Origin of the sequence: Ancylobacter tetraedralis (genome assembly GCF_014195655.1) — a bacterium.
Classification (GTDB): Bacteria; Pseudomonadota; Alphaproteobacteria; order Rhizobiales; family Xanthobacteraceae; genus Ancylobacter; species Ancylobacter tetraedralis.
The window spans coordinates 367,480-388,496 of record NZ_JACICD010000002.1; the positions used below are offsets into that span (position 1 = coordinate 367,480).

At 69.7% G+C, this 21,017-nt stretch carries 20 protein-coding genes and 1 tRNA gene; 14 read left to right on the top strand and 7 right to left on the bottom strand.

Features of this window, described 5'->3' with window-relative positions:
- Nucleotides 1–46 precede the first annotated feature (46 nt).
- Complete coding sequence (locus FHS55_RS07040) at nucleotides 47–901, top strand: DUF2076 domain-containing protein (RefSeq protein WP_183188984.1); 855 nt, start codon at nucleotides 47–49, stop codon at nucleotides 899–901.
- Between the two features lie 252 nt (nucleotides 902–1,153).
- Complete coding sequence (locus FHS55_RS07045) at nucleotides 1,154–3,937, top strand: HAD-IC family P-type ATPase (protein ID WP_183188985.1); 2,784 nt, start codon at nucleotides 1,154–1,156, stop codon at nucleotides 3,935–3,937.
- 18 nt (nucleotides 3,938–3,955) lie between these two features.
- On the opposite strand, the gene FHS55_RS07050 is transcribed toward FHS55_RS07045, so the two are convergent.
- Nucleotides 3,956–4,951 carry an AraC family transcriptional regulator gene (locus FHS55_RS07050; RefSeq protein ID WP_183188986.1) on the bottom strand — a complete coding sequence of 332 codons (996 nt, stop codon included), beginning with the start codon at nucleotides 4,949–4,951 and terminating at the stop codon, nucleotides 3,956–3,958.
- A gap of 81 nt (nucleotides 4,952–5,032) precedes the next feature.
- Between FHS55_RS07050 and FHS55_RS07055 the strand changes: the two genes are divergently transcribed.
- On the top strand, nucleotides 5,033–6,277 hold the full coding sequence (locus FHS55_RS07055) for an MFS transporter (RefSeq protein WP_183188987.1): 1,245 nt from the start codon (nucleotides 5,033–5,035) through the stop codon (nucleotides 6,275–6,277).
- Between the two features lie 44 nt (nucleotides 6,278–6,321).
- Here the strand turns inward: FHS55_RS07055 and FHS55_RS07060 are convergent, their stop codons facing one another.
- On the bottom strand, nucleotides 6,322–6,993 hold the full coding sequence (locus tag FHS55_RS07060; protein ID WP_183188988.1) for a DedA family protein: 672 nt from the start codon (nucleotides 6,991–6,993) through the stop codon (nucleotides 6,322–6,324).
- A 212-nt stretch (nucleotides 6,994–7,205) separates the two neighbouring features.
- A tRNA-Arg gene (locus tag FHS55_RS07065) sits at nucleotides 7,206–7,282 on the bottom strand.
- Nucleotides 7,283–7,549: 267 nt separating this feature from the next.
- On the opposite strand from FHS55_RS07065, the gene FHS55_RS23700 reads away from it, so the two are divergent.
- Entirely contained in the window at nucleotides 7,550–8,404 is an 855-nt protein-coding gene (locus FHS55_RS23700; protein ID WP_183188989.1) for a thermonuclease family protein, read from the top strand.
- A 50-nt stretch (nucleotides 8,405–8,454) separates the two neighbouring features.
- The gene (locus FHS55_RS07075; protein WP_425485799.1) at nucleotides 8,455–9,918 is read left to right on the top strand and encodes a M48 family metalloprotease; all 1,464 of its coding nucleotides are present in this window, start codon (nucleotides 8,455–8,457) and stop codon (nucleotides 9,916–9,918) included.
- A gap of 240 nt (nucleotides 9,919–10,158) precedes the next feature.
- Here the strand turns inward: FHS55_RS07075 and FHS55_RS07080 are convergent, their stop codons facing one another.
- The 4 genes from FHS55_RS07080 to FHS55_RS07095 form a co-directional block, all read right to left on the bottom strand.
- Entirely contained in the window at nucleotides 10,159–11,040 is an 882-nt protein-coding gene (locus FHS55_RS07080) for an RNA polymerase factor sigma-32 (protein WP_183188990.1), read from the bottom strand.
- 219 nt (nucleotides 11,041–11,259) lie between these two features.
- Nucleotides 11,260–11,862 (bottom strand): CarD family transcriptional regulator, encoded by a 603-nt coding sequence (locus FHS55_RS07085; RefSeq protein WP_183188991.1) that lies wholly within the window; start codon nucleotides 11,860–11,862, stop codon nucleotides 11,260–11,262.
- Nucleotides 11,863–12,257: 395 nt separating this feature from the next.
- Nucleotides 12,258–12,593: a ferredoxin FdxA gene (gene fdxA, locus FHS55_RS07090; RefSeq protein ID WP_183188992.1), complete on the bottom strand. Its 336-nt coding sequence runs from the start codon at nucleotides 12,591–12,593 to the stop codon at nucleotides 12,258–12,260.
- Between the two features lie 146 nt (nucleotides 12,594–12,739).
- Nucleotides 12,740–13,981 (bottom strand): glutamate-5-semialdehyde dehydrogenase, encoded by a 1,242-nt coding sequence (locus tag FHS55_RS07095; RefSeq protein WP_246339962.1) that lies wholly within the window; start codon nucleotides 13,979–13,981, stop codon nucleotides 12,740–12,742.
- A 396-nt stretch (nucleotides 13,982–14,377) separates the two neighbouring features.
- Here FHS55_RS07095 and FHS55_RS07100 point away from each other — a divergent pair, with 396 nt between their 5' ends.
- The 9 genes from FHS55_RS07100 to FHS55_RS07140 all read left to right on the top strand — a co-directional run bounded on the left by FHS55_RS07100 (nucleotide 14,378) and on the right by FHS55_RS07140 (nucleotide 20,989).
- On the top strand, nucleotides 14,378–15,211 hold the full coding sequence (locus FHS55_RS07100) for a YhjD/YihY/BrkB family envelope integrity protein (RefSeq protein WP_183188993.1): 834 nt from the start codon (nucleotides 14,378–14,380) through the stop codon (nucleotides 15,209–15,211).
- A gap of 145 nt (nucleotides 15,212–15,356) precedes the next feature.
- A complete protein-coding gene (locus tag FHS55_RS07105; RefSeq protein ID WP_183188994.1) occupies nucleotides 15,357–15,812 on the top strand; it encodes a host attachment protein in 456 nt (151 codons plus the stop codon).
- Between the two features lie 128 nt (nucleotides 15,813–15,940).
- Nucleotides 15,941–16,885, top strand: a complete 945-nt coding sequence (locus FHS55_RS07110; protein ID WP_183188995.1) for a hypothetical protein — start codon at nucleotides 15,941–15,943, stop codon at nucleotides 16,883–16,885.
- 117 nt (nucleotides 16,886–17,002) lie between these two features.
- Nucleotides 17,003–17,479 (top strand): TspO/MBR family protein, encoded by a 477-nt coding sequence (locus tag FHS55_RS07115; protein WP_183188996.1) that lies wholly within the window; start codon nucleotides 17,003–17,005, stop codon nucleotides 17,477–17,479.
- Between the two features lie 36 nt (nucleotides 17,480–17,515).
- Entirely contained in the window at nucleotides 17,516–17,719 is a 204-nt protein-coding gene (locus tag FHS55_RS07120; protein WP_183188997.1) for a twin transmembrane helix small protein, read from the top strand.
- Between the two features lie 24 nt (nucleotides 17,720–17,743).
- Nucleotides 17,744–18,331 (top strand): cob(I)yrinic acid a,c-diamide adenosyltransferase, encoded by a 588-nt coding sequence (locus tag FHS55_RS07125; RefSeq protein WP_183188998.1) that lies wholly within the window; start codon nucleotides 17,744–17,746, stop codon nucleotides 18,329–18,331.
- A 9-nt stretch (nucleotides 18,332–18,340) separates the two neighbouring features.
- The gene (locus tag FHS55_RS07130; RefSeq protein ID WP_183188999.1) at nucleotides 18,341–19,060 is read left to right on the top strand and encodes a rhomboid family intramembrane serine protease; all 720 of its coding nucleotides are present in this window, start codon (nucleotides 18,341–18,343) and stop codon (nucleotides 19,058–19,060) included.
- A gap of 232 nt (nucleotides 19,061–19,292) precedes the next feature.
- Nucleotides 19,293–20,042 carry an electron transfer flavoprotein subunit beta/FixA family protein gene (locus FHS55_RS07135; protein ID WP_183189000.1) on the top strand — a complete coding sequence of 250 codons (750 nt, stop codon included), beginning with the start codon at nucleotides 19,293–19,295 and terminating at the stop codon, nucleotides 20,040–20,042.
- Nucleotides 20,043–20,044: 2 nt separating this feature from the next.
- Complete coding sequence (locus tag FHS55_RS07140) at nucleotides 20,045–20,989, top strand: electron transfer flavoprotein subunit alpha/FixB family protein (protein WP_183189001.1); 945 nt, start codon at nucleotides 20,045–20,047, stop codon at nucleotides 20,987–20,989.
- Nucleotides 20,990–21,017 lie beyond the last annotated feature (28 nt).

Below are 21,017 nucleotides of genomic sequence, written 5' to 3' on the forward strand. Positions count from 1 at the left end.
GCGACGCTGTTTCCGCAGTGATATCCCCGACAGGAGGGATTTCGAGATGAACGACCAGGACCGTCAGGCCATCGATGGCCTTTTTGCCAAGCTCGGCGAGGTCGAGAGCCGCACGGGCCCGCGCGATGGCGACGCGGAGGGCTACATCGCCCGCCGCATCGCCGCGCAGCCGGCTGCGCCCTATCTGATGGCGCAGACCATCGTGATGCAGGATTATGCGCTGAAACAGGCGCAGGCGCGTATCGAGGACCTGGAGCGCCAGGCGCAGCAGGCGGCGAGGGACGCTCAGGAGGCGCAGGAAGCGGCCCGGCAGGCGGCCCAGCGCCCGGCCGGCGGCGGCGGGATCTTCGGCGGCCTGTTCGGCTCCGGCGAGCCGCCGGCGCGGACGGGTTCCGTGCCATCGGTTCCGCGCGCGGGCACGTCCTTCGGCGCGCCGGCGGCGGGTTCCCAGCCGTCGGGCGCCGTGCCGCCGGATGCCGCGTCCGTCTGGCAGTCCGGCGGGCCGCAGGGCGGGGCCTATGGCGCCCCGCAATATGCCCAGCAGCCGCCCGGCGCGCCTCAGGCCCAGCCCGGCGGTTTCGGCCGGTCGGGATTCGGCGGCGGCGGCGGTTTCGGGGGTGGCGGCTTTCTGGCCGGCGCCGCGCAGACCGCGCTCGGCGTCGCCGGTGGCGTGATGCTCGGCAACGCCCTTGGCGGCCTGTTCGGCGGGCACACCGCGCAGGCCGCCCCGGTCACCGAGATCATCGAGGAGAAGGCACCCGCCAGCGATTCCGATCAGCGCGATCCGCGCGCCGACGACAGTGCCGCCAATGACGACACGTCTTCCGGCGACACGTCCTCCGGCGACGATGGCGGCTGGTTTGATGGCGGCGACTGGTTCGGCGGCGACGACCAGCTCTGAGCGAAGCCCACCCCGGCAAACGTGCAGATCGCGCATCCGTGCGCGCTGTTTCAGGCGCGGGAAGACGCCTTTTTGCCCACCTCTGCGGGGCCGGCCTCCGGGTCGGCCCTGTCTCATGACGGAACGCCGGCGCCACGATTCCGGCGGGTGGCGCGATGTCGTAAGGGAAACTCCGGTTGCCGCGGGCTCGCGGGCCGGTAGCGTGTGTGGCACCGTGTCTCCCACCTGCCGAACCCGAGCGCCCCCGGAACGATGATAGATGCCGCCCCGCCTCCCGGCTCCTCCGCCCCGTCCCGGTCCGCCCCGCGCACCCCGCCTGCCCAACACCCGGCCCGCCCGCCCGACTGGCACGCCCTGCCGCATGAGGCGGTGGCGGACCATCTCGATGCGTCCCCTCAAGGGCTCAGCCCCGCGGAGGCGCAGGCCCGGCTGCAGCGCCACGGCGCCAACGCCCTGCCCGAGCCGCCGGGCCGCCATCCGCTGCTGCGCTTCCTCTCCCAGTTCAATAATGCGCTGATCTATTTCCTGCTGGCGGGTGCGCTCGCGGCGTTGCTGCTGGGCCACCATGTCGATGCCGGGGTGATCGTCGCGGTCGTGCTGGTCAACGCCATTGTCGGCTTCGTGCAGGAGGGCAAGGCCGAGCAGGCGCTGAAGGCGATCGGCAACATGATCTCGCCGCAGGCCAGCGCGCTGCGCGGCAACCGGCGCGTCAGCGTCGCCGCGCGCGATCTGGTGCCGGGCGACCTCGTCATCCTGGAGGCGGGCGACCGGGTGCCGGCCGATACGCGGCTGGTGCGGGCGCGCGGGATGCGGATCGACGAATCGATCCTGACCGGCGAATCCCTCGCCGCCTCCAAGCGCGAGGATCCCGCCCCGCGCGACGCGGCGCTCGGCGACCGTTACTCCATGGCATTCTCGGGCACCACGGTCGCGGCCGGGCAGGGGGCCGGCATCGTCGTCTCCACGGGGCGCCATACCGAGATCGGACGAATCGGCACGCTGATCGCCGGGGTGGAGCCGCTGGCGACGCCGCTGCTCCGGCAGATCGACGCCTTCGCCCACCGCTTCACCTGGGCGGTGCTGATCGCCGGGGCGGGGCTGTTCCTGTTCGCGGTCGCGGTGCGCGGCTATGGCTGGACCGAGGCGCTGATGGCGGTGGTGGCGCTCGCCGTCGGCGTTGTGCCCGAAGGACTGCCGGCGGTGATCACCATCACCCTGGCCATCGGCGTGCGCCGCATGGCGGCGCGCCATGCCATCATCCGGCGCCTGCCGGCGGTGGAAACGCTGGGAGCCACCTCGATCATCTGTTCGGACAAGACCGGCACGCTCACCCGCAACGAGATGACGGTGCGCCGGCTGTTCCTCCCCGCCAGCGGGCCGGACACGGGCGAGGTCGAGGTGTCCGGCGCCGGCTATGGGCCGGAGGGCCGCCTTTCCTGGCCGGCGGGATCCGAGGCCGAGGGCGATCCGGCGGCGGCGGCCGAGGCGCTGCTGCGCTGCGGCCTGCTGTGCAACGACGCCCATCTTTCCGCCAGCGCGGGGCACTGGCACGCCGAGGGCGACCCGATGGAGGGCGCGCTGGTGGCGCTGGCGATGAAGGCCGGTATCAAACCGGAGGTGGAGCGCGCCCGCTGGGTGCGGCGCGACGAGATTCCCTTCGATGCCGCCCATCGCTTCATGGCGGTGCTGGCACAGGGACCGCACGGCACGTGCATCGCCTTCATCAAGGGCGCGCCGGAGGCGGTGCTGGCCATGTGCGACGCGCCGGACATGGCGCGCTGGGACGCGGCCATCGAGAGCGCCGCGCGGCAGGGCGAGCGCGTGCTCGGCTTCGCGATGATGCGCTTCGAGACCGCGCCGGCGCGGCTGACGGCCGAAGCCCTGACCGGGCCCGGCGCTTCGCCCGGCGCGATCTTCCTCGGCCTTGCCGGCTTCATCGATCCGCCGCGCCCCGAGGCGGTGGCGGCGATCGCCGAGTGTCGCACCGCCGGCATCGGCGTGAAGATGATCACCGGCGACCATGGCGCCACCGCGAAGGCGATCGCCCGCCAGCTCGGCATCGCGCCAAACCCGGCGGTCATCACCGGTGCGCAGGTGGATGACGCATCCGACGCGGCGCTCATTGCCATGGCCCGCGAGACTGCCGTGTTCGCCCGCACCAGCCCGGAGAACAAGCTGCGCATCGTGCGTGCGCTGCAATCCAGCGGCGCGGTGGTGGCGATGACCGGTGACGGGGTGAATGACGCGCCCGCGCTGCGGCAGGCGGATGTCGGCATCGCCATGGGCAGGAAGGGCACGGAAGCGGCCAAGCAGGCGGCGGAAGTGGTGCTGGTGGACGACAATTTCGCCACCATCGTCGCCGCGGTGCAGGAAGGCCGCACCGTCTACGACAATATCCGCAAGATGATCGCCTGGACGCTGCCGACCAATGGCGGCGAGGTGCTGGCGGTCATCATCGCCATCCTGGTCGGCGTCGCCCTGCCGGTCTCGCCGGCGCAGATCCTCTGGATGAACCTTCTGCTCTCCGCCACGCTGGGCCTCGCTCTGGCCTTCGAGCCGACCGAGCCGGGCGTCATGCGCCGCCCGCCGCGCGCCGCCGATGCCGGGCTGATGACGCCCTTCATGCTCTGGCGCGTGGTGCTGGTCTCGCTGCTGTTCATGGCCGTGACCTTCGCCATGCAGGCACTGGCCTTCGCGCGTGGGCATGACGAGGCGATGGCGCGCACCATCGTGGTCAACACCATCGTGGTGATGGAAATCTTCTACCTGTTCAACGTGCGGTTCCTGCACATGACCTCGGTCACGTGGCGCGGCGCGCTGGGCACGCCGGCGGTGCTCATGGCCATTGCCGCCGTGACGCTGGGACAGGTCGCCTTCACCTATCTGCCGGTCCTGCAGTGGATCTTCGACACCCGCCCGGTCGGCCTTGTCGACGGGCTGATCATCCTCGGCGCCGGCGTAGCGCTGATGGGGGTGCTGGAGGGGGAGAAGGCGCTGCTGCGGCGCCTGCGCCTCTTCGCTGCCCAGGACATGTGACGACGGGGAGCGGGGCGCCTAGCCGAGCTTTGTTTCCCCCCGCGCGGCGCGCATGGCGCCGGGCGCGTGGCCGGTGATGCGCTTGAAGGCGCGGCTGAAGGCTGCCTGCGAGCCATAGCCAAGCCGGTGCGCGGCGATGTCGATCGGCACCCGGTCGCGGCTGATCCATTGCGCGGCCAGCCGCATGCGCAGATCGGTGAGGTAGCGTACCGGCGTCATGCCGGTGACGGCGAGGAAGCGCTCGGCGAAGACCGAACGTGAGGCGCCCATCTGCGCCGCCAGTTCCGCCACCGTCCAGTCGCGGCCGGGATCGCGGTGCAGGGCGGCGATGACGCGCCCGAGGCGCGGGTCGCGCAGCGCCGCCACCCAGCCATTGGCATCGCCGCAGCCGCATTCCACCCAGGCGCGCACGATGAACGCCGAGACCACATCGGCAAGCCGCGCGAGGATGCCGGCAAAGCCGGCCCGGTCTCCGCGCGTCTCGCGCTCCATCGCCTCCAGCATCGGCAGGATCTCGGGATAGCGCGCCAGCAGCGTGCCGACGAACATCTGCTCGGGCATCAGGCTGACAAGCGGGCTCATGCTGCCGAGGTCGAATTCCATCGAGCCGCTGAAGATCAGCGCGCGAGTGGAGGGGCAGCCCTCGGGGGCGGTGATGTCGCCGACGCTGTCGCAGATCGGCTGCACCGCGCAGCTGCGCACGTCCCGGCAGGGCAGGTCGGGCGCCGAGAGGAGGTCGTGCAGGCCGCCGCGCGGCAGCAGCACGGCATCCCCGGTCTGCATCGCATCGAGGCCTCCGGCGGGACGGCGCAGGAAGACCGGGCCGCGCGCGATGAAGTGGAACTGCGCGCGGCCTTCCTCCTGCCCGAAGCGCAGGCCGAACGGCGGCGCCAGTTCGATGCGGCGATAGTCGATGCCGACCAGGCGCATGCCCATCAGCATGTCGCTGACCAGATCGAGCGCCCCTCCGGCCGGGTCGCCCAGCCCCGCTGTTCCGGACGAACGATCAATCATATGAGAGTTATTGGCATATATCGTCCGGTATTTCCAGCCTAGGACTGGGGCAACCATTCTCCCGCTTCGAAGGGAATTTCGATGAGCGATACTCTGCCCTGGCCCGAGGAGGCTTCCGCCGCCGGGCTCGACATTGACAGCATCACCGCCCTCGCCCCGCCCGCCGCCGCCGCGCCCGCCTGGGCGGCGGTCGGCTCGATGACGCTGGGCGTGTTCGGCCTCGTGACCGCCGAGTTTCTCCCCGCCAGCCTGCTGACGCCGATGGCGGCGGACCTGCGCATCAGCGAGGGCACCGCCGGACAGGCCGTGACGGCGACCGCCATCGTCGCGCTGGTGGCCAGCCTTCTCGTCGCCACGGTGACGCGGCGCATCGACCGGCGCATCGTGCTGCTGGTCTTCACCGTGCTGCTGATCGTCTCCAACCTGATCGTCGCTTTCGCCCCCGATCTCGGCTCGCTGCTGGTCGGCCGCGTGCTGCTGGGCATCGCGCTGGGCGGGTTCTGGGCGATGTCGGCCGCGCTCGCCATGCGCCTGGTGCCGGAGGAGATGGTGCCGCGCGCTCTGTCGATCATTTTCAGCGGCGTCTCGGCGGCCACCATCTTCGCCGCGCCGGTGGGCAGCTATCTCGGCCATCTCTTGGGCTGGCGGGCGGTGTTCCTCATCGCCGCGGTGCTGGCGGTGGCCACGCTGATCGCGCAGGTCGCGACGCTGCCGCGCATGGCGCCGAGCGGTTCGGCCAGCCTGCGCACGCTGATCGACGTGCTGCGCCGGCCGGGCATCGGCATCGGCATGTTCGCCGCGATGCTGGTTTTCTCCGGCCATTTCGCCGTCTTCACCTATATTCGCCCCTTCCTGGAAACGGTGACGGGCGTGGGGATCAGCGCGGTGTCGGGCATATTGCTCGGCTTCGGCGTCGCCAATTTCGTCGGTACGCTTGTGGCGGGGCGGCTCTTGCAGCGTAGCCTCGGCGTCTCGCTGGTCTGCGCCCCGGTGCTGATGGGCGTGCTCGGGCTTGGGCTGGTCACGCTCGCCAATACGCCGGCGGGGGATGCGCTGATGGTGGCGCTGTGGGGCTTCGCCTTCGGCATCGTGCCGGTGGCGTGGTCCACCTGGCTGACCCGCACCGTGCCCGATCAGGCGGAAAGCGCCGGCGGCCTGCTGGTCGCGGCGGTGCAGTTCGCCATCTCCGTCGGCGCGGCCGGGGGCGGGATGATCTTCGATCGCGAGGGCGCGGCCGGCGTGTTCGGTGCCGCCAGCCTCGTCCTGCTGGCGGCTGCCGTGATCATCCTGGCCGGCGTGCGTCCGCGCCTGCGGCAGGGTGGGTGAAGTCTCACGTCCCGCGCGCCCGGGGGCGGGACCGGCCGGCTGCGTCAGGAGCGCGCGGCCGGCTGCACGGCACGCCGTGGCGTGCGCGGGCGCCGCATGATGCGCGACTGGACGAACTTGAGCACCACGCCGGTGGCCAGCAGCATCACCAGGGTCAGTCCGCCCATCCACATCAGCCACGAGCCCTCGCTCTGCGCGCCGATGAGCGAGGCGCTCTCGGCGGCGAGCCAGCCGGGCGCCAGCATCACCGGCGCCCACACCACCGCCGAGGAGACGTTGGCGAACTGGAAGCGGCGCTGGTCCATGCGCATCATGCCGGCCACCATCGGCATGGTGGCGCGCACCGGGCCGAAGAAACGGCCGACGAAGATGGACGCGAAGCCGAAGCGGCGGAAGAACAGCCGCGCCTGCGCCACCTGCGAGCGATAGCCGATCAGCGGCCAGCGATGCACCACGCGCGGGCCCACCCAGCGGCCGAACCAGTAGGACACGATGTCGCCCGCCACGGCGCCGACGATGGCGCCGGCAATGACCGGGACCGGCTGCACCAGCCCCGAGCCGATCAGCCCGCCGATCGCCAGCATCAGCGCGGTGGCCGGAATGACGAGGCCGAGCAGGACGAGCGATTCGCCGAAGGCGATGATGCCGACCACGACGGGCACGAGATAGTCGTGGCTCTGCATGAGCTGAGCCAGATACGCGCTGATGCTTTCCATTGTCCTCTGCCGTTGGGATGCCCGCCGCGCCGGCCGCCACACGGGCGGCCACGGCCGGGGACACACCGGAAGTTCGTGTCCCCCATGTTGGACAGGAACATGGCAGCCGCAAGACAGGACTGCCGTAAGGGAAGCGACGAAATCCGCCGTCCATGCGGCGATCCGGCCTCCTGCGACGATATGAGCGGGGGCCCGGGCGCCCGTCGGGCGGGTGGCCTCCCGGAAGGGAATCGAACCCCTGACCCCAGGTTTAGGAAACCTGTGCTCTATCCTGCTGAGCTACCGGGAGTGACCGCCGGTACATGACCTCAATCGGCGTTCCGGATCAAGAGGGCGGCCGCACCGGGAAGGGTCCGCGGCCAACGCGACGGCGGATATCGCCGCTCATCCGCGTGGATTAGCATGGGGAACCGGCCAGGGCGGCTTGATGCGAATGGAGTGCCGATTGTCACCATGGCAAGCTGCCGCCGGCCCGCGTGCGGACGAGGTTCACGAGCGCCCGTCCGCGGGGCGCTGGCGGCATGACGGTGCGGCGTCGCGGGGTGGTCTGTCATGCTTGAGCGCGGGCCCCGCCGGCTTCCTCGTCAGCTTCCTTGCCAGCTTCCTTGCCAGCCTCCTCGCGGCTGTCCTCCTGCTCGGCGCGCCGGCGTGGGCGGCGAAGGAGGAGGCGGCGCCCTGTCCGGCCGCGTTCGGCGCGCCGGTCGCCGTCACGGCCATCGACCGCTTCGGCGATGTCGTGCTGGCCGACGGCACGGTCGTTGCGCTGGCGGGTCTTGCCGTCGAGGACGGCGAGGCATCGCTGGCAGCCCGCCGCGCGTCGCTGGCGGCGCAGTTGAGCGGGCGGGAGGTGACGCTGGCGGGGACGGTCGCCACCGACCGCTACGGCCGCCGGCGCGCCGTGCTGCGGCTGGCGGCGCCCCGTGAGGAGGAGGGCAAGGATACCACCGTTCAGGCGGCGCTGCTGCGGCAGGGGCTGGCGCTGGCGCGGCCGGAGGCGGGGTTTCTCGGCTGCATGAACGAATTGCGCGCGGCGGAGGCGCCGGCCCGGCGGGCGAAGCGCGGCCTCTGGGTGGGGCTGCCGCTGCCCGCGCGCGACGAGAAGACCGTGACAGCGAAGGCCGGGCGGTTCACAATCCTTGCAGGACGTGTGCTTTCGGTTGGAAACGGCCGGCGGGTGGACTACCTCAATTTCGGCCCGGTTTGGCGGCAAGACACCACCGTCAGGCTGGAGAAACCGGTACGGGCGGCTCTGGAGCGCGCCGGCCTGTCGCTGGAGGCGCTGGCGGGGCGCTCGGTGGCGGTGCGCGGCGTGGTGTTCGAGGCGGACGGACCGGCAATCGACGTACGGTGGATCGAGCAGATCGAGTTCATCGACGGCAGGATGGGACAAGGGCAGGCGGGGAACTGGTGAGGACACCGGTGCATAGCGGGGCAGGGGGTCTGTCCAAGGGTACGGCGTCGGTGTGGCGGCGGCTGGGCGCGTTTGCCTGCCTGCTCGCGGCCGGGCTGCTGCTCGCCGCCTGTGCCGGGATGCAGGAGCCCTCCACGGCGGAATCGAAGGCGAGCACGCCCGCGCCCGCCGCCGAGGAGGCCATGACGCCGGCCCAGCGCAAGGAGCACGAGCGTCTCGTCACTTCCTATGGCGGCGCCTATAACGACCCCAAGCTACAGGCGCAGATCCAGCAGATCGTCACCCGGCTGGTGGCGGCGTCGGAGCGGCCGGACCAGAAATACCGCGTCACCATCCTCAATTCGCCGGCCATCAACGCTTTCGCGCTGCCCAACGGCTCGCTCTATGTGACGCGCGGCCTGTTGTCGCTGGCCTCCGACAATTCCGAGCTGGCCTCGGTCCTGGCGCATGAAATGGCCCATGTCATCGCCAACCACGCGGCCACCCGCGAGGACCAGATGAAGCAGGCGGTGCTGGTCAGCCGCGTGATCTCCGATGTGGTGAACGATTCCGACCTCGGCGCGCTGGCGCTGGCCAAGAGCCGCATTTCGCTCGCCAGCTTCTCGCGCGGGCAGGAACTGGAGGCGGATGCGATCGGGGTCGGCATCAGCGCCCGCGCGGGCTTCGATCCCTATGGCGCCGAGCGCTTCCTCACCACCATGGGCCAGCAGGCGAACCTGAAGTCCAGCTCGATGAACCAGAGCGCCAGCGGCGAGCAGGCGGATTTCCTCGCCACGCACCCGGCGACGCCCGAGCGCATTTCCATCGTCATGGCCAATGCGCGCGAATATGCCTCGCCCAAGAATCCGGGCGAGCGCGACCGGGCGCAATATCTCGCGGCGATCGACGGCCTCGTCTATGGCGACGATCCCAAGGAAGGCTTCATCCGCGGGCGGCGGTTCTTCCATCCCAAGCTCGGCTTCACCTTCACCGCGCCGGAAGGCTTCGCGCTGGAGAACACCTCGCAGGCGGTGCTCGGCGCCAGCACCACCGGCCGCGAGGCGCTGCGGCTCGATGCGGTGCGGGTCGGCGGCGACCAGTCGCTGGCGCAATATCTCTCCTCCGGCTGGATCGACGGGGTCGAGGTATCCTCGGTGGAGAGCCTTGTGCTCAACGGCTTTCCCGCCGCCACTGCCGTGGCGCGCGGCGAACAATGGTCGTTCCGCATGTTCGCCATCCGCTTCGGCAGCGATGTGTACCGGCTTATCTTCGCGGCGCGCGAGCTGACGCCGGAACTGGACGCCGGCTTCCGCGAGGCGGCGGAAACCTTCCGCCGCGTCTCCATCGAGGAATCGGACAACGTCAAGCCGCTGCGCATCCGCATCGTCACGGCCGGGCTCACCGATACGCCGGAAAAGCTGGCGGCCAAGATGGACGTGCAGGACCGACAGATGGAGCGATTCCTCATCCTCAACGGGCTGCAGCGCGGCGACAAACTGGCCTATGGCGAGCAATACAAGATCATCGCGGAATAGGGCCGGATGAGTGCCGGACCTAGCGGTCCGTCCGTCATTGCGGACGGCCGCAGGCGGATCCGCGATCTCCCGTTGGGAGAGGCGCGGCGGCTGTGAGGCTCGATCGCCGCTATCCCGTCGCCGCGGCGGGGAGACCGCCAGCCATGGGCGGGGCCGGCTTTCGCGATTTGACACAGTGCTCCCGCTTGTGGAAACGAGAGCCCTCAGCGATCACGTGATTCCGCCCGATCGATCCGGGCTTCAGATCGGTCCGAAGGCGCCGCGCGGCACATCGGAGCCTTGCGTCAGCGCGACGCGCAGCTTTTCCAGCGCCCGGCTCTCGATCTGCCGCACCCGCTCCTTGGAAATGCCAAGCCGCGCGCCGAGCGTTTCCAGCGTCTCGCTTTCCTCATTCAGGCGGCGGGCCTTGATGATGCGGATCTCGCGCTCGTTCAACGCCCCCAACGCGCGCCACAGCCAGCGACGGCGGCGCTCGCCGTCGATTTCCATCGAGGCCTGCTCGTCGGGCAGCGGATCGGCGGCGGCGAGCTGGTCGAGCCGCGCGCCTCCATCTTCCTCGCCGGCCTGAAGCGGGGCGTTGAGCGACAGGTCGGGCCCGCTGAGCCGGGCATCCATGCGCGCCACCTCGACCGGGTTCACGCCGAGGCTGCGGGCGATGGCGCCGTGCATCGCCTCGCGCGGGGGCGGTGTGGCGCCGCCGGCGCGCTCAAGCCGGGTCCGCATGCGGCGCAGGTTGAAGAACAGCGCCTTCTGGCCGGAGGAGGTTCCCCCGCGCACGATCGACCAGTTGCGCAGCACGTAATCCTGAATCGCCGCGCGGATCCACCAGGTGGCATAGGTGGAGAAGCGCACGTCATGGGCGGTCTGGAACCGCGCGGCGGCTTCCAGCAGGCCGATATTGGCCTCCTGCACAAGGTCCGACATGGGCAGGCCATAGCTGCGGAAGCGGCGGGCGATGGCGATGGCGAGGCGCATATGCGCATGCACCAGCTGGTGCATCGCGTGCTCGTCGCGCTGCTCGGTCCAGCGGCGGGCGAGCCCGTATTCCTCCTCGCGCCCCAGCAGGGGCGCCTTCATCGCGTCCCGCACCAGGACAATGTGACGCTCGGCCCTGTCGCTCATGCGCATCTCTTTGCTCGTTCAGACGGCGGCTGGACAACGTGTCAACGCGACCGGGCAAAGGATGGTTCCCGAGAGGATTCGAGCCGGGAATGCGGGCCCCGCTTGCGGGCCGAGATTTCCGCGAGGGAGCGGCCGACGCGGGGCAAGAAGAGGAGCTGAAAAAGAAAAGCCCGGCACGGAGCCGGGCTTTCATCGCGGTGTCTAGGGGGAAGCGGCGCCTCAGGCGGCGGCTTCCTCGGCTTCGTCGTCGGTGTGCTCGACTTCGGCCTCGGCCTCGACCTCTCCCTTGCCCAGGCGACGCGGGCCCTTGAGCAGGTTCTGCTCGATGGCCTTGATCGCCTCGGTCTCGGTCATGTTCTCGACGGCGGCGAGTTCGCGGGCCATGCGGTCGAGCGCGGCCTCGTAGAGCTGGCGCTCGCTATAGGACTGCTCGGGCTGCGCATCGGAGCGATAGAGGTCGCGCACCACCTCGGCGATGGCGACGAGATCGCCGGAATTGATCTTGGCCTCGTATTCCTGAGCGCGGCGGCTCCACATCGTGCGCTTCACGCGGGCGCGGCCCTTCAGGGTTTCCAGCGCCTTCTTGAGCACGATCGGATCGGAAAGCTTGCGCATGCCGACGGTCACGATCTTCGGCACGGGCACGCGCAGCGTCATCTTGTCCTTTTCGAAATGAATGACGAAAAGTTCAAGCTTGAAGCCGGCGACTTCCTGTTCCTCGATCGCCATGATGCGTCCGACGCCGTGCGACGGATAAACGATATGTTCGCCCGTCTTGAAACCCTGGCGGATGTTGTTGGACGGCTTCTTCGTCGACGTCATGCTGTATCTGCTCCTGGGTCTCGGTTCTTCCGGCGGAGTACCACCCTGGCACGCCGTCGCCTCGCGCGTTGCCGCGCGGGGGCAAGAAACACCGCAGCTCCAGCGGATGCCGGAGCCGTACGCTCAGCCGTCGACGGAAAACTCAGGGGAGCCTGATGCGCGGTTGCGCATTGGGCAAAGACCCGACATCAATTCCGGGAGGGGCGCTCCGGCCTGGGAGCGTTGCACCATGGCAAACCCAATCGACTGCACGGGTAAGCTTATAACACAAATTATGCCGAAATCAAAATACTGCTGCGCTGCAGCGCGCACGTGGCTGCGGCCGCGGTCCATGCCACGGCGTCGTGTCGGCGCGTCGACCATGTCCGGCCCGTCATCGGGCCGGCAGTCCAGAACTAGTCCTGCTTACCCGGTTCGGTCGAGAGATACTGTAGCTTGTCGGCTACACCGTCCCATTCCTTGGCGTCGGGCAGCGGGTCCTTGCGGTCGGTGATGTTGGGCCACGCCTTGGCATAGTCGGCGTTGATCGTCAGCCACTTGTCGAGGCCCGGTTCGGTGTCGGGCTTGATCGCCTCGGCCGGGCATTCCGGCTCGCACACGCCGCAGTCGATGCACTCGTCCGGATGGATGACGAGGAAGTTCTCACCCTCGTAGAAACAGTCGACAGGGCACACCGAGACGCAGTCGGTGTACTTGCACTTGATGCAATTCTCCGTGACGACGTAGGTCATTCATCCGGTCTCCGCGCGGGGCGTGTAGATTGGCCCGCGGCCCTCCCCTAGCGCACCGTCTCAAACGGCGCAAGGAACATGAACGCATAGGGCCGGCCCGGCGGGCTCATGGCCTGCCGGGCCGTGCCAGCCCTGTCGGAGGAGGATCAGGGGCGGATCTGGCCGGTGCCCCGCACCCGGTATTTGAACGAGGTCAACTGCTCGGCGCCCACCGGCCCGCGCGCATGCATGCGCCCGGTGGCGATGCCGATCTCGCCGCCGAAGCCGAATTCCCCGCCATCGGCGAACTGGGTCGAGGCATTGTGAACCACGATCGCGGAATCGACCTCGCGGAGGAAGGTTTCCGCCACCACGGCGTCTTCGGTCAGGATGGCGTCGGTGTGGTGCGAGCCGTAGGTCTCGATATGGTCGATCGCGGCATGGAGGCCGTCCACCAGCTTCACCGAGATGATGGCGTCGAGATATTCGGTGCGCCAGTCGCCTTCGCTGGCCGGCCGCACGCGCGGATCCACCGCCTGCGTCGCCGGATCACCGCGCACCTCGCAGCCCTCGTCGAGCAGCATGGTCACGAGCGGGGCCAGCAGCGTGCCCGCGCCGGCGCTGTCGACCAGCAGAGTCTCGGCCGCCCCGCACACGCTGGTGCGGCGCAGCTTGGCGTTCCGCACCACGGCCAGCGCCTTGGCGGGGTCCGCCGCCTTGTCGACATAGATGTGCACCAGCCCCTCGAGATGGGCGAAGACCGGCACGCGCGCCTCGCTCTGCACGCGGGCGACGAGGCTCTTGCCGCCGCGCGGCACGATGACGTCGATCGCGCCCGCGAGGCCCCCCAGCATTTCGCCCACCGCCGCGCGGTCGCGGGTCGGCACCAGCTGGATGGCGTCGGCCGGCAGTCCGGCGCTGGCAATGCCTTCGGCCATGGCGGCGTGGATGGCCCGGCTCGAATGGAAACTGTCCGAGCCGCCACGCAGGATCACCGCGTTGCCGGCCTTGAGGCAGAGGCTGCCGGCATCCGCCGTCACATTCGGCCGGCTCTCATAGATGACGCCGACCACGCCGAGCGGGGTGCGCACGCGCTCCATCCTCAGCCCGTTGGGCCGCTCCCAGCTGTCGATCACCGTGCCGACCGGATCGGGCAGGTCGGCGATCTCCTCGACGCCGCGCGCGGTCGCGTCCAGGCGGGCCGCGTTCAGGGTCAGCCGGTCGAGCATGGAGGCGCTCATGCCGGAAGCCTGCGCCGCCGCCACGTCCTGCGCATTGGCGACGAGAATGGCGGGGGCCTGGGCGCGGATGGCCTGGGCGGCGGCCTTCAGCCCGGCGCGCTTGGCCTCGGCCGGGGCGAGCGCCAGGGCGCGGGCGGCGGCCTGCGCGCGCCGTCCGATCTCCAGCATCAGCGCCGGCACGTCGTTCACCCGTTCCGGCTGCGGGACCGGCACGCCGAGACGGGTCTCGGGGGCGGAACCGGCACGCAGGGAGGCGGCGGACGAGGGGGCGGATGACGCGGCGGACATGGCGTTCACTCGGGCTTTCCCCGCGCATCCTTCACGCGGGGGTCATGAAACGGGCGCCCTATCTACCACTAGTCGGCCGCCGGCGCACCAAAGCGAATGCGCGCGGTGCCGGGCTCCGGCCGAGGGGATCTGGTGGGCGCGCCCGGGGCCGCGTCTTCCCGCGGGGCCATGAGGAATCGGGACGTCGAGGAATCGGGACGTTACGTCTTGCCATTTCCCGCGTGACGTCCGATGTCAGGTCACACCTTTAACGTCGAACAGGGGAGACCGGGCGACGTGTTGCGTGCTTTCGACATCGCCTGGGATGCCTTCTGGCGCTTCGTCGAAGATGACGGATGGGCGATTTCCAGCCATATCGCCCTGTCTGCGCTGATGTCGCTGTTCCCCTTCCTCATCTTCGTCACCGCACTGGCGGCGTTCTTCGATTTCAAGAACCTCGCCGACGAGACGGTGCAGCTGATTCTGGAGGCGTGGCCCAGCCAGGTCGCCGCGCCGATCGGCCGGGAAATCCGCAATGTGCTGACGCAGGTGCGCACCGATGTGCTGACCGTCGGCGTGGTGCTGGCGATTTACTTCTCCTCCAACGGCATCGAGAGCCTGCGCATCGGCCTCAACCGCGCCTATGGCGTGCGCGAGAAGCGGTCCTGGTACTGGCTGCGCCTCGAATCCATCGGCTATGTCGTGGTCGGGGCGGCGGGGCTGCTGGCGCTGTCCTTCCTGGTGGTGCTCGGGCCGGTGCTGTGGCTCACAGCCATACACTGGGTGCCCGCGCTCACGCCCTTCGGCTGGATGATCACCTTCCTGCGCTATGCCGCGACCTCGGCCATCCTCATCGTCGCGCTGGTGGTCGCGCATATGTGGCTGCCGGCGGGGCGGCGCACGCTGACCGAGGTCGCGCCGGGCATTCTGGTCACGCTGGCGCTGTGGCTGGCAGCCGGCGCCGCGTTCGGCCGCTATCTCGCCGAGTTCGCGAGTAACTACGTCACCACCTATGCCGGCCTCGCCTCGGTGATGATCGCTCTCATCTTCCTCTACACGACGGCCTCGATCTTCGTGTATGGCGGCGAACTCAACGCCGCCATCCGCCGTGCCCGCTCCGACGCCTTCTGAGCCGCGCGCCCGCGCTTGTTGACCCGCGTCAAGGCAGCTTGCCGGCCGCCATGCCCCTATGAGAACGCGCTCCCGCGCGGAGCATCCTCCGGGATGGCCGGTCGGGTCAGGGCCGCGCCGCGCCAGCGCGCGGGAGGAGGCGTGAATGAGCCGCACGGACACGATCAAGATCAAGGCCGGCGCGTGGGTCGTCGTGTGCGATGGCCAGAAGGCGCTCATCCTCGTCAATGAGGGCGGCGCGACCTTTCCCAAGCTGCGCACGCACGAGGTGCACGCGCAGGACAACCTGCCCAGCCGCGCGCAGGGCACCGATGCGCCAGGCCGGGTGCACCAGTCGTCCGGTTCGGCCCGCTCGTCGGTGGAGGCGACCGACTGGCACGAAGAGGCCGAGCGCGCCTTTTTGCGCAGGATCGCCGATCGACTGGAGGCGGCGGTTGTCGCCGGGGAGACGCGTTCGGTCGTGGTGGTGGCGCCCCCGCGCGCGCTCGGCGTGCTGCGCCCGCTTTATGGTCGCGCGCTGGCCGCAGCGGTGGAGGCGGAGATCGACCGCGATCTGGTGAAGCTGCTGCTCCACGCGATCGAGCAGCATCTCGCCGGCTGACAGGCCGCGGGCGGACCCGCCCACTCGCATCGGTTCCCGTCTTGTCCGGCGGCGCGGTCTGGCTGACGGTTGTCGTTGGCGATATCCCGGTGGCCGTCGCTGGGGGCGGGTGAGGTGAGGGCGCGCGGATGTGGGATTTCTCGATCGGAACCACGTTCGGGCTGGTGGCGCGTACCTGGCCCTTCGTGCTGCTGCGGCTCGCTGTCTACGCCGCGTCGGTGCTGGCCATCATCGCCGGCACCGGTCTTGGGGCGGGTGTCGGCTGGAGCCTCGGCAGGCTGTTCGGCCACGACGAGAGCCTGTTCGGCGCGATGATCGGCGGCGTCGGCGGTCTCAGCCTGATGCTCGGCCTGCTCTGGTGGGTGCGCCAGTATGTCGTCTATCTCGTCAAGGCCGCCCATGTCGCGGCGATGGACGCGCTGCTGCGCGGCGCCGCGCTTCCCGACGGGCGATCGCAGATCCGTTTTGCCACCGCGATGGTCCGCGCCCGCTTTCTGGAGGTGAACGTGCTGTTCGGCTTGGATCTGCTGATCCGCGGCACGGTGCGCGCCTTTGTCGGCGTCCTGGACGTGCTGACCGTCTGGATACCCGGCGCGGGGGCGCTCAACCGGTTCGTCGCCGCCGTGCTGCGGGTGGCGCTCGGCCTGGTCGACGAGATCATCCTCGCCTACATCATCCGCCGCGATGGCGTGCCGCCCGGCGACGCGGCGCGTGACGGACTGGTGCTTTACGCGCAGAATGCCGGCCCGCTGGCGCGCAACGCGGTGTGGATCGCGCTGTTCGACTATACGCTGAGCCTTCTCATCTTCCTCCTGCTGCTCGGGCCGGCGGTGGGGCTGGCCTATTGGCTGCCGGGAGCGCTCGGCGGCCTGGGTGTGGTGGTCGCCCTTGCCAGCGCCTGGGCGCTGCGGGCGGCGCTGATCGAGCCGCTGTCGATCGCGGCGCTGTTGCAGGCCTATGACATCGCGACGCGCGGGCAGGCGCCGAACCCGGCCTGGACCGCGCGGCTCGACGCGGCGTCCGCCGCCTTCCGCGATCTCGGTCATCGCCCGCCGGCGGCGCGCGGAGCATGAGAGGTACGGAATGAGGGGGGAATTCGCACCGGAGGTGATCCGACCGGACGCCTCGGCCACTATAAGCAGTCGAATCAGCTGCCGCAGCCGCGGCCCTGATCGCGCAGGGAGGCACCGATGAAGACCTTGTCCTTCTTCCGTCTCGTCGTCGCCGTCGGCGTGTGCCTGGCGGTCGGCGCGCTGGGCTCGCTCGCCACCACGCCGCAGATCCCGACCTGGTATGCGAGCCTTGCCAAGCCGTCCTTCACCCCGCCGGCCCCGGTCTTCCCCATCGTGTGGACCACGCTCTACGTGCTGATGGCGGTGGCGCTGTGGCGGCTGTGGCAGCTTCACGCCCCCTCGCCCGAACGGCGGACGGCGATCCTGTTGTGGATCGTCCAGCTTGCGCTCAATGCGGTGTGGTCGCCCGTTTTCTTCGGCATGGAGGCGATCGGGGCGGGGCTGGCCATTATCCTGGTTCTGTGGCTGGCCATTGCCGCCACGATCTGGGCGGCGGCGCGGATCGACCGTATCGCGGCCTGGCTGCTGGTGCCCTATCTGGTCTGGGTGTCCTATGCGACCGTGTTGAATGCTGCCATTGTCGTGATGAACTGAAGGCTGGCCTCGCGCCGCGCTCGCCGGAGATAAACGATGGATCTCGTCACCATCGCCAAATTCGTGGTCCTACCCATCGCGCTCGGCGCGGTCGCCGTCGTTCTGGTGTTGGGCCTCGCCAACATGGCGCGGGGCGGCTCGCCCCAGCGCTCGCAGAAGCTGATGCAGTGGCGCGTGCTGCTGCAGGCGGTGGCGCTCGGCTGTGTGCTCGTCACCATCTTCCTCATGAACCGGGGCTGAGGCCGCAGGGGACGCGCATCCGCCATGGTGGTGCTCAACCGCATCTATACCCGCACCGGCGACGACGGCACGACCGCGCTCGGCACCGGCGAGCGCCGCGTCAAGCACGACCTGCGGATTGCCGCCTATGGTACGGTGGACGAGACCAATGCCGCCATCGGCGTCGTACGCCTCCATACCGGCGGACTGGCCGATATCGATGGCGTGCTCGCGCGGGTGCAGAACGACCTGTTCGACCTCGGCGCCGACCTCGCCACCCCCGATGACGGCGTCGATCGCGGCTATGAGCCGCTGCGCATCGTCGCCGGCCAGGTCGACCGGCTGGAGCGCGACATCGACACGCTCAACAAGCCCTTGAAGCCGCTGCGCTCCTTCGTGTTGCCGGCCGGCACCCCGGCGGCGGCGCATCTGCACGTGGCGCGCACCGTGTGCCGGCGCGCGGAGCGGCTGGTGGTCGAGCTGTCGCAGGCGCCCGGCGAGATCGTCTCGGAGGCGGCGGTCCGTTACCTCAACCGGCTGTCCGACCTGCTCTTCGTCATGAGCCGCCTCGCCAATGCCCGTGAGGGCGGCGGCGACGTTCTGTGGGTGCCGGCGGCCGGGCGCGAGGGGTAGGGGCGCGCCATGCTGCTGCCCATCAATGACGACAATCCGCTCGAAGGCATCACCCACGCCTATGTCACCTGGGCGCTGATCGCCGCCAATGTGATCATCTTCGTCCTGGTCCAGCATGGCTACCGGGCGGAGATCGACATCGCCTCGGCCTTCGGCTTCGGCGCCATCCCGGCCGTCGTCACCCATGCCGCGGTGCTGCCGGCCGAATATGCGCGCCTGCCGGCCGAGCTGACCCTCGTCACCTACATGTTCCTGCACGGTAGCTGGATGCACCTGGCCGGCAACATGGCCTTCCTCTGGGTGTTCGGCGACAATGTCGAGGATGCGCTCGGCCATGCCCGGTTCCTCGCCTTCTATCTGATCTGCGGCGTGATCGGCGGGCTCGCCTATGCCTATGCGGTGCCGGATTCGGCGGCGCCGCTGGTGGGGGCTTCGGCGGGCATATCCGGGCTGGTCGGCGCCTATCTGATGCTGCATCCCAATGTGCGCATCTGGGTGCTGGTGTTCCTGCGCGTGCCGCTGCGCATTCCCGCGATCTGGCCGCTCGGCGCGTGGATCGCCTTCCAGCTCTGGAGCGTCATCCGCTCGGGCGATCAGGATACCGCCTGGTGGGCGCATATTGGCGGGCTTCTCGCGGGGGCGGTGCTCATCGTCGTCATGCGGCGCAAGGGCGTGCCGCTTTGGGTGCTGACGCGCGACGGCACCCCGGAGCAACACCCGCCGATCTGATGGCGCCGGCGCGTTTCCCCACGTTGACACGCCCTTGGGCGATCCATAGTTTCGCCCCGCTTTCCGCAGGCCGATGCCGGGCCGTGTCGTCCGTGCGGGGCGCTGAACCGTGGCGCCCGATCCGGGCGCCACGTGCAGTCCCCGCCGGTGCCCTCCGGCCCGATCGCATCGCCTTCCTCGACTTGCTGCTGTCGCGACGGCCCCGACATTCTGTCGGGCGGGAGATGTGGTGATGAAGATCCTTGTGCCCGTGAAGCGGGTGGTCGACTACAACGTCAAGATCCGCGTCAAGCCGGATGGCTCAGGCGTCGAGCTTGCCAACGTCAAGATGTCGATGAACCCGTTCGACGAGATCGCCATCGAGGAGGCGCTGCGGCTCAAGGAAGCCGGCAAGGCCACCGAGGTGATCGCCGTCTCCATCGGCCCGGTCAAGACCGACGAGACCATCCGCACCGCGCTCGCCATGGGTGCCGATCGCGGCATCTGGGTGAAGACGGACGAGGCCGGCATCGAGCCGCTCACCGTCGCCAAGATCCTGCGCAAGATCGTCGAGGCGGAAGGCCCCGGCCTCGTCATCCTCGGCAAGCAGGCGATCGACGACGACGCCAACCAGACCGGGCAGATGCTCTCCGCCCTGCTCGGCTGGCCGCAGGCGACCTTCGCTTCCAAGGTGGTGGTCGGCGAGGGCAAGATCGACGTGACGCGCGAGATCGATGGCGGCCTGCAGACGCTGGAGCTGGCGCTGCCGGCGGTGCTGACCACCGACCTGCGCCTCAACGAGCCGCGCTATGCCAGCCTGCCCAACATCATGAAGGCGAAGAAGAAGCCGATCGAGGAGAAGAGCGCGGCCGATCTCGGCATCGACCTCAGCCCCCGCCTCGAGGTGCTCTCCACGCTGGAGCCCGCCGGCCGCACCGCCGGCAAGAAGGTGGGCTCCGTGGCGGAGCTGGTTGGCGATCTCAAGCAGGCGGGAGTGATCTGACCATGGCGACGCTGCTTTTTGCCGAACATGACGACGCGAGCCTGAACCCGGTCACCGCCCGCGCGCTGACCGCGGCGCTCGCGCTGGGCGCGCCGGTGCATGTGCTCGTGGTGGGCGAGAATGCCCGCCCCGCCGCCGAGGCCGCTGCGAAGCTCGAGGGCGTGGCCGAGGTGCTGCTGGCCGATGCGCCGGTCTATGCGCACCGCCTCGCCGAGCCGGTCGCGAGCCTGGGTGTCGCGCTCGCGGCCCAGTATGACGCGCTGGTCGCGCCCTCCACCGCCGTGTGGAAGAGCGTGCTGCCGCGCATCGCCGCACTGATCGACGTGATGCAGGTGTCCGATGCCGTCGCCGTCATCGCGCCCGACATTTTCGAGCGGCCGATCTATGCCGGCAACGCCATCCAGCGCGTGCGCGTGCGCGACGCGAAGAAGGTAGTGACCATCCGCACCGCCGCCTTCGCCGCGACGGGTGAGGGCGGATCGGCGCCGATCCGCGCGATCACGCCGGCGGACGCTCCGGCCGGCACGCTGTTCGTCGGCGAGCAGATCGCCGCGAGCGAGCGTCCGGACCTGACCGCGGCGCGCATCATCGTTTCGGGCGGGCGGGCCGTCGGCTCGGCGGAGAATTTCGCCAAGGTCATCGAGCCGCTGGCCGATGCGCTGGGCGCGGCGGTCGGCGCCTCGCGTGCGGCGGTGGATGCCGGCTACGCGCCGAATGACTGGCAGGTCGGCCAGACCGGCAAGGTGGTGGCGCCCGATCTCTATGTCGCGGTGGGCATTTCCGGCGCCATCCAGCATCTGGCCGGCATGAAGGATTCCAAGGTCATCGTCGCCATCAACAAGGACGAGGACGCGCCGATCTTCTCGGTGGCCGATTTCGGCCTGGTCGGCGATCTGTTCCAGCTGGTGCCGGAACTGACGGCGGAAATTGCTAAGGCGAAAGCCTGAGAGCCTTTATACTGAGCAGCGAGCCGTC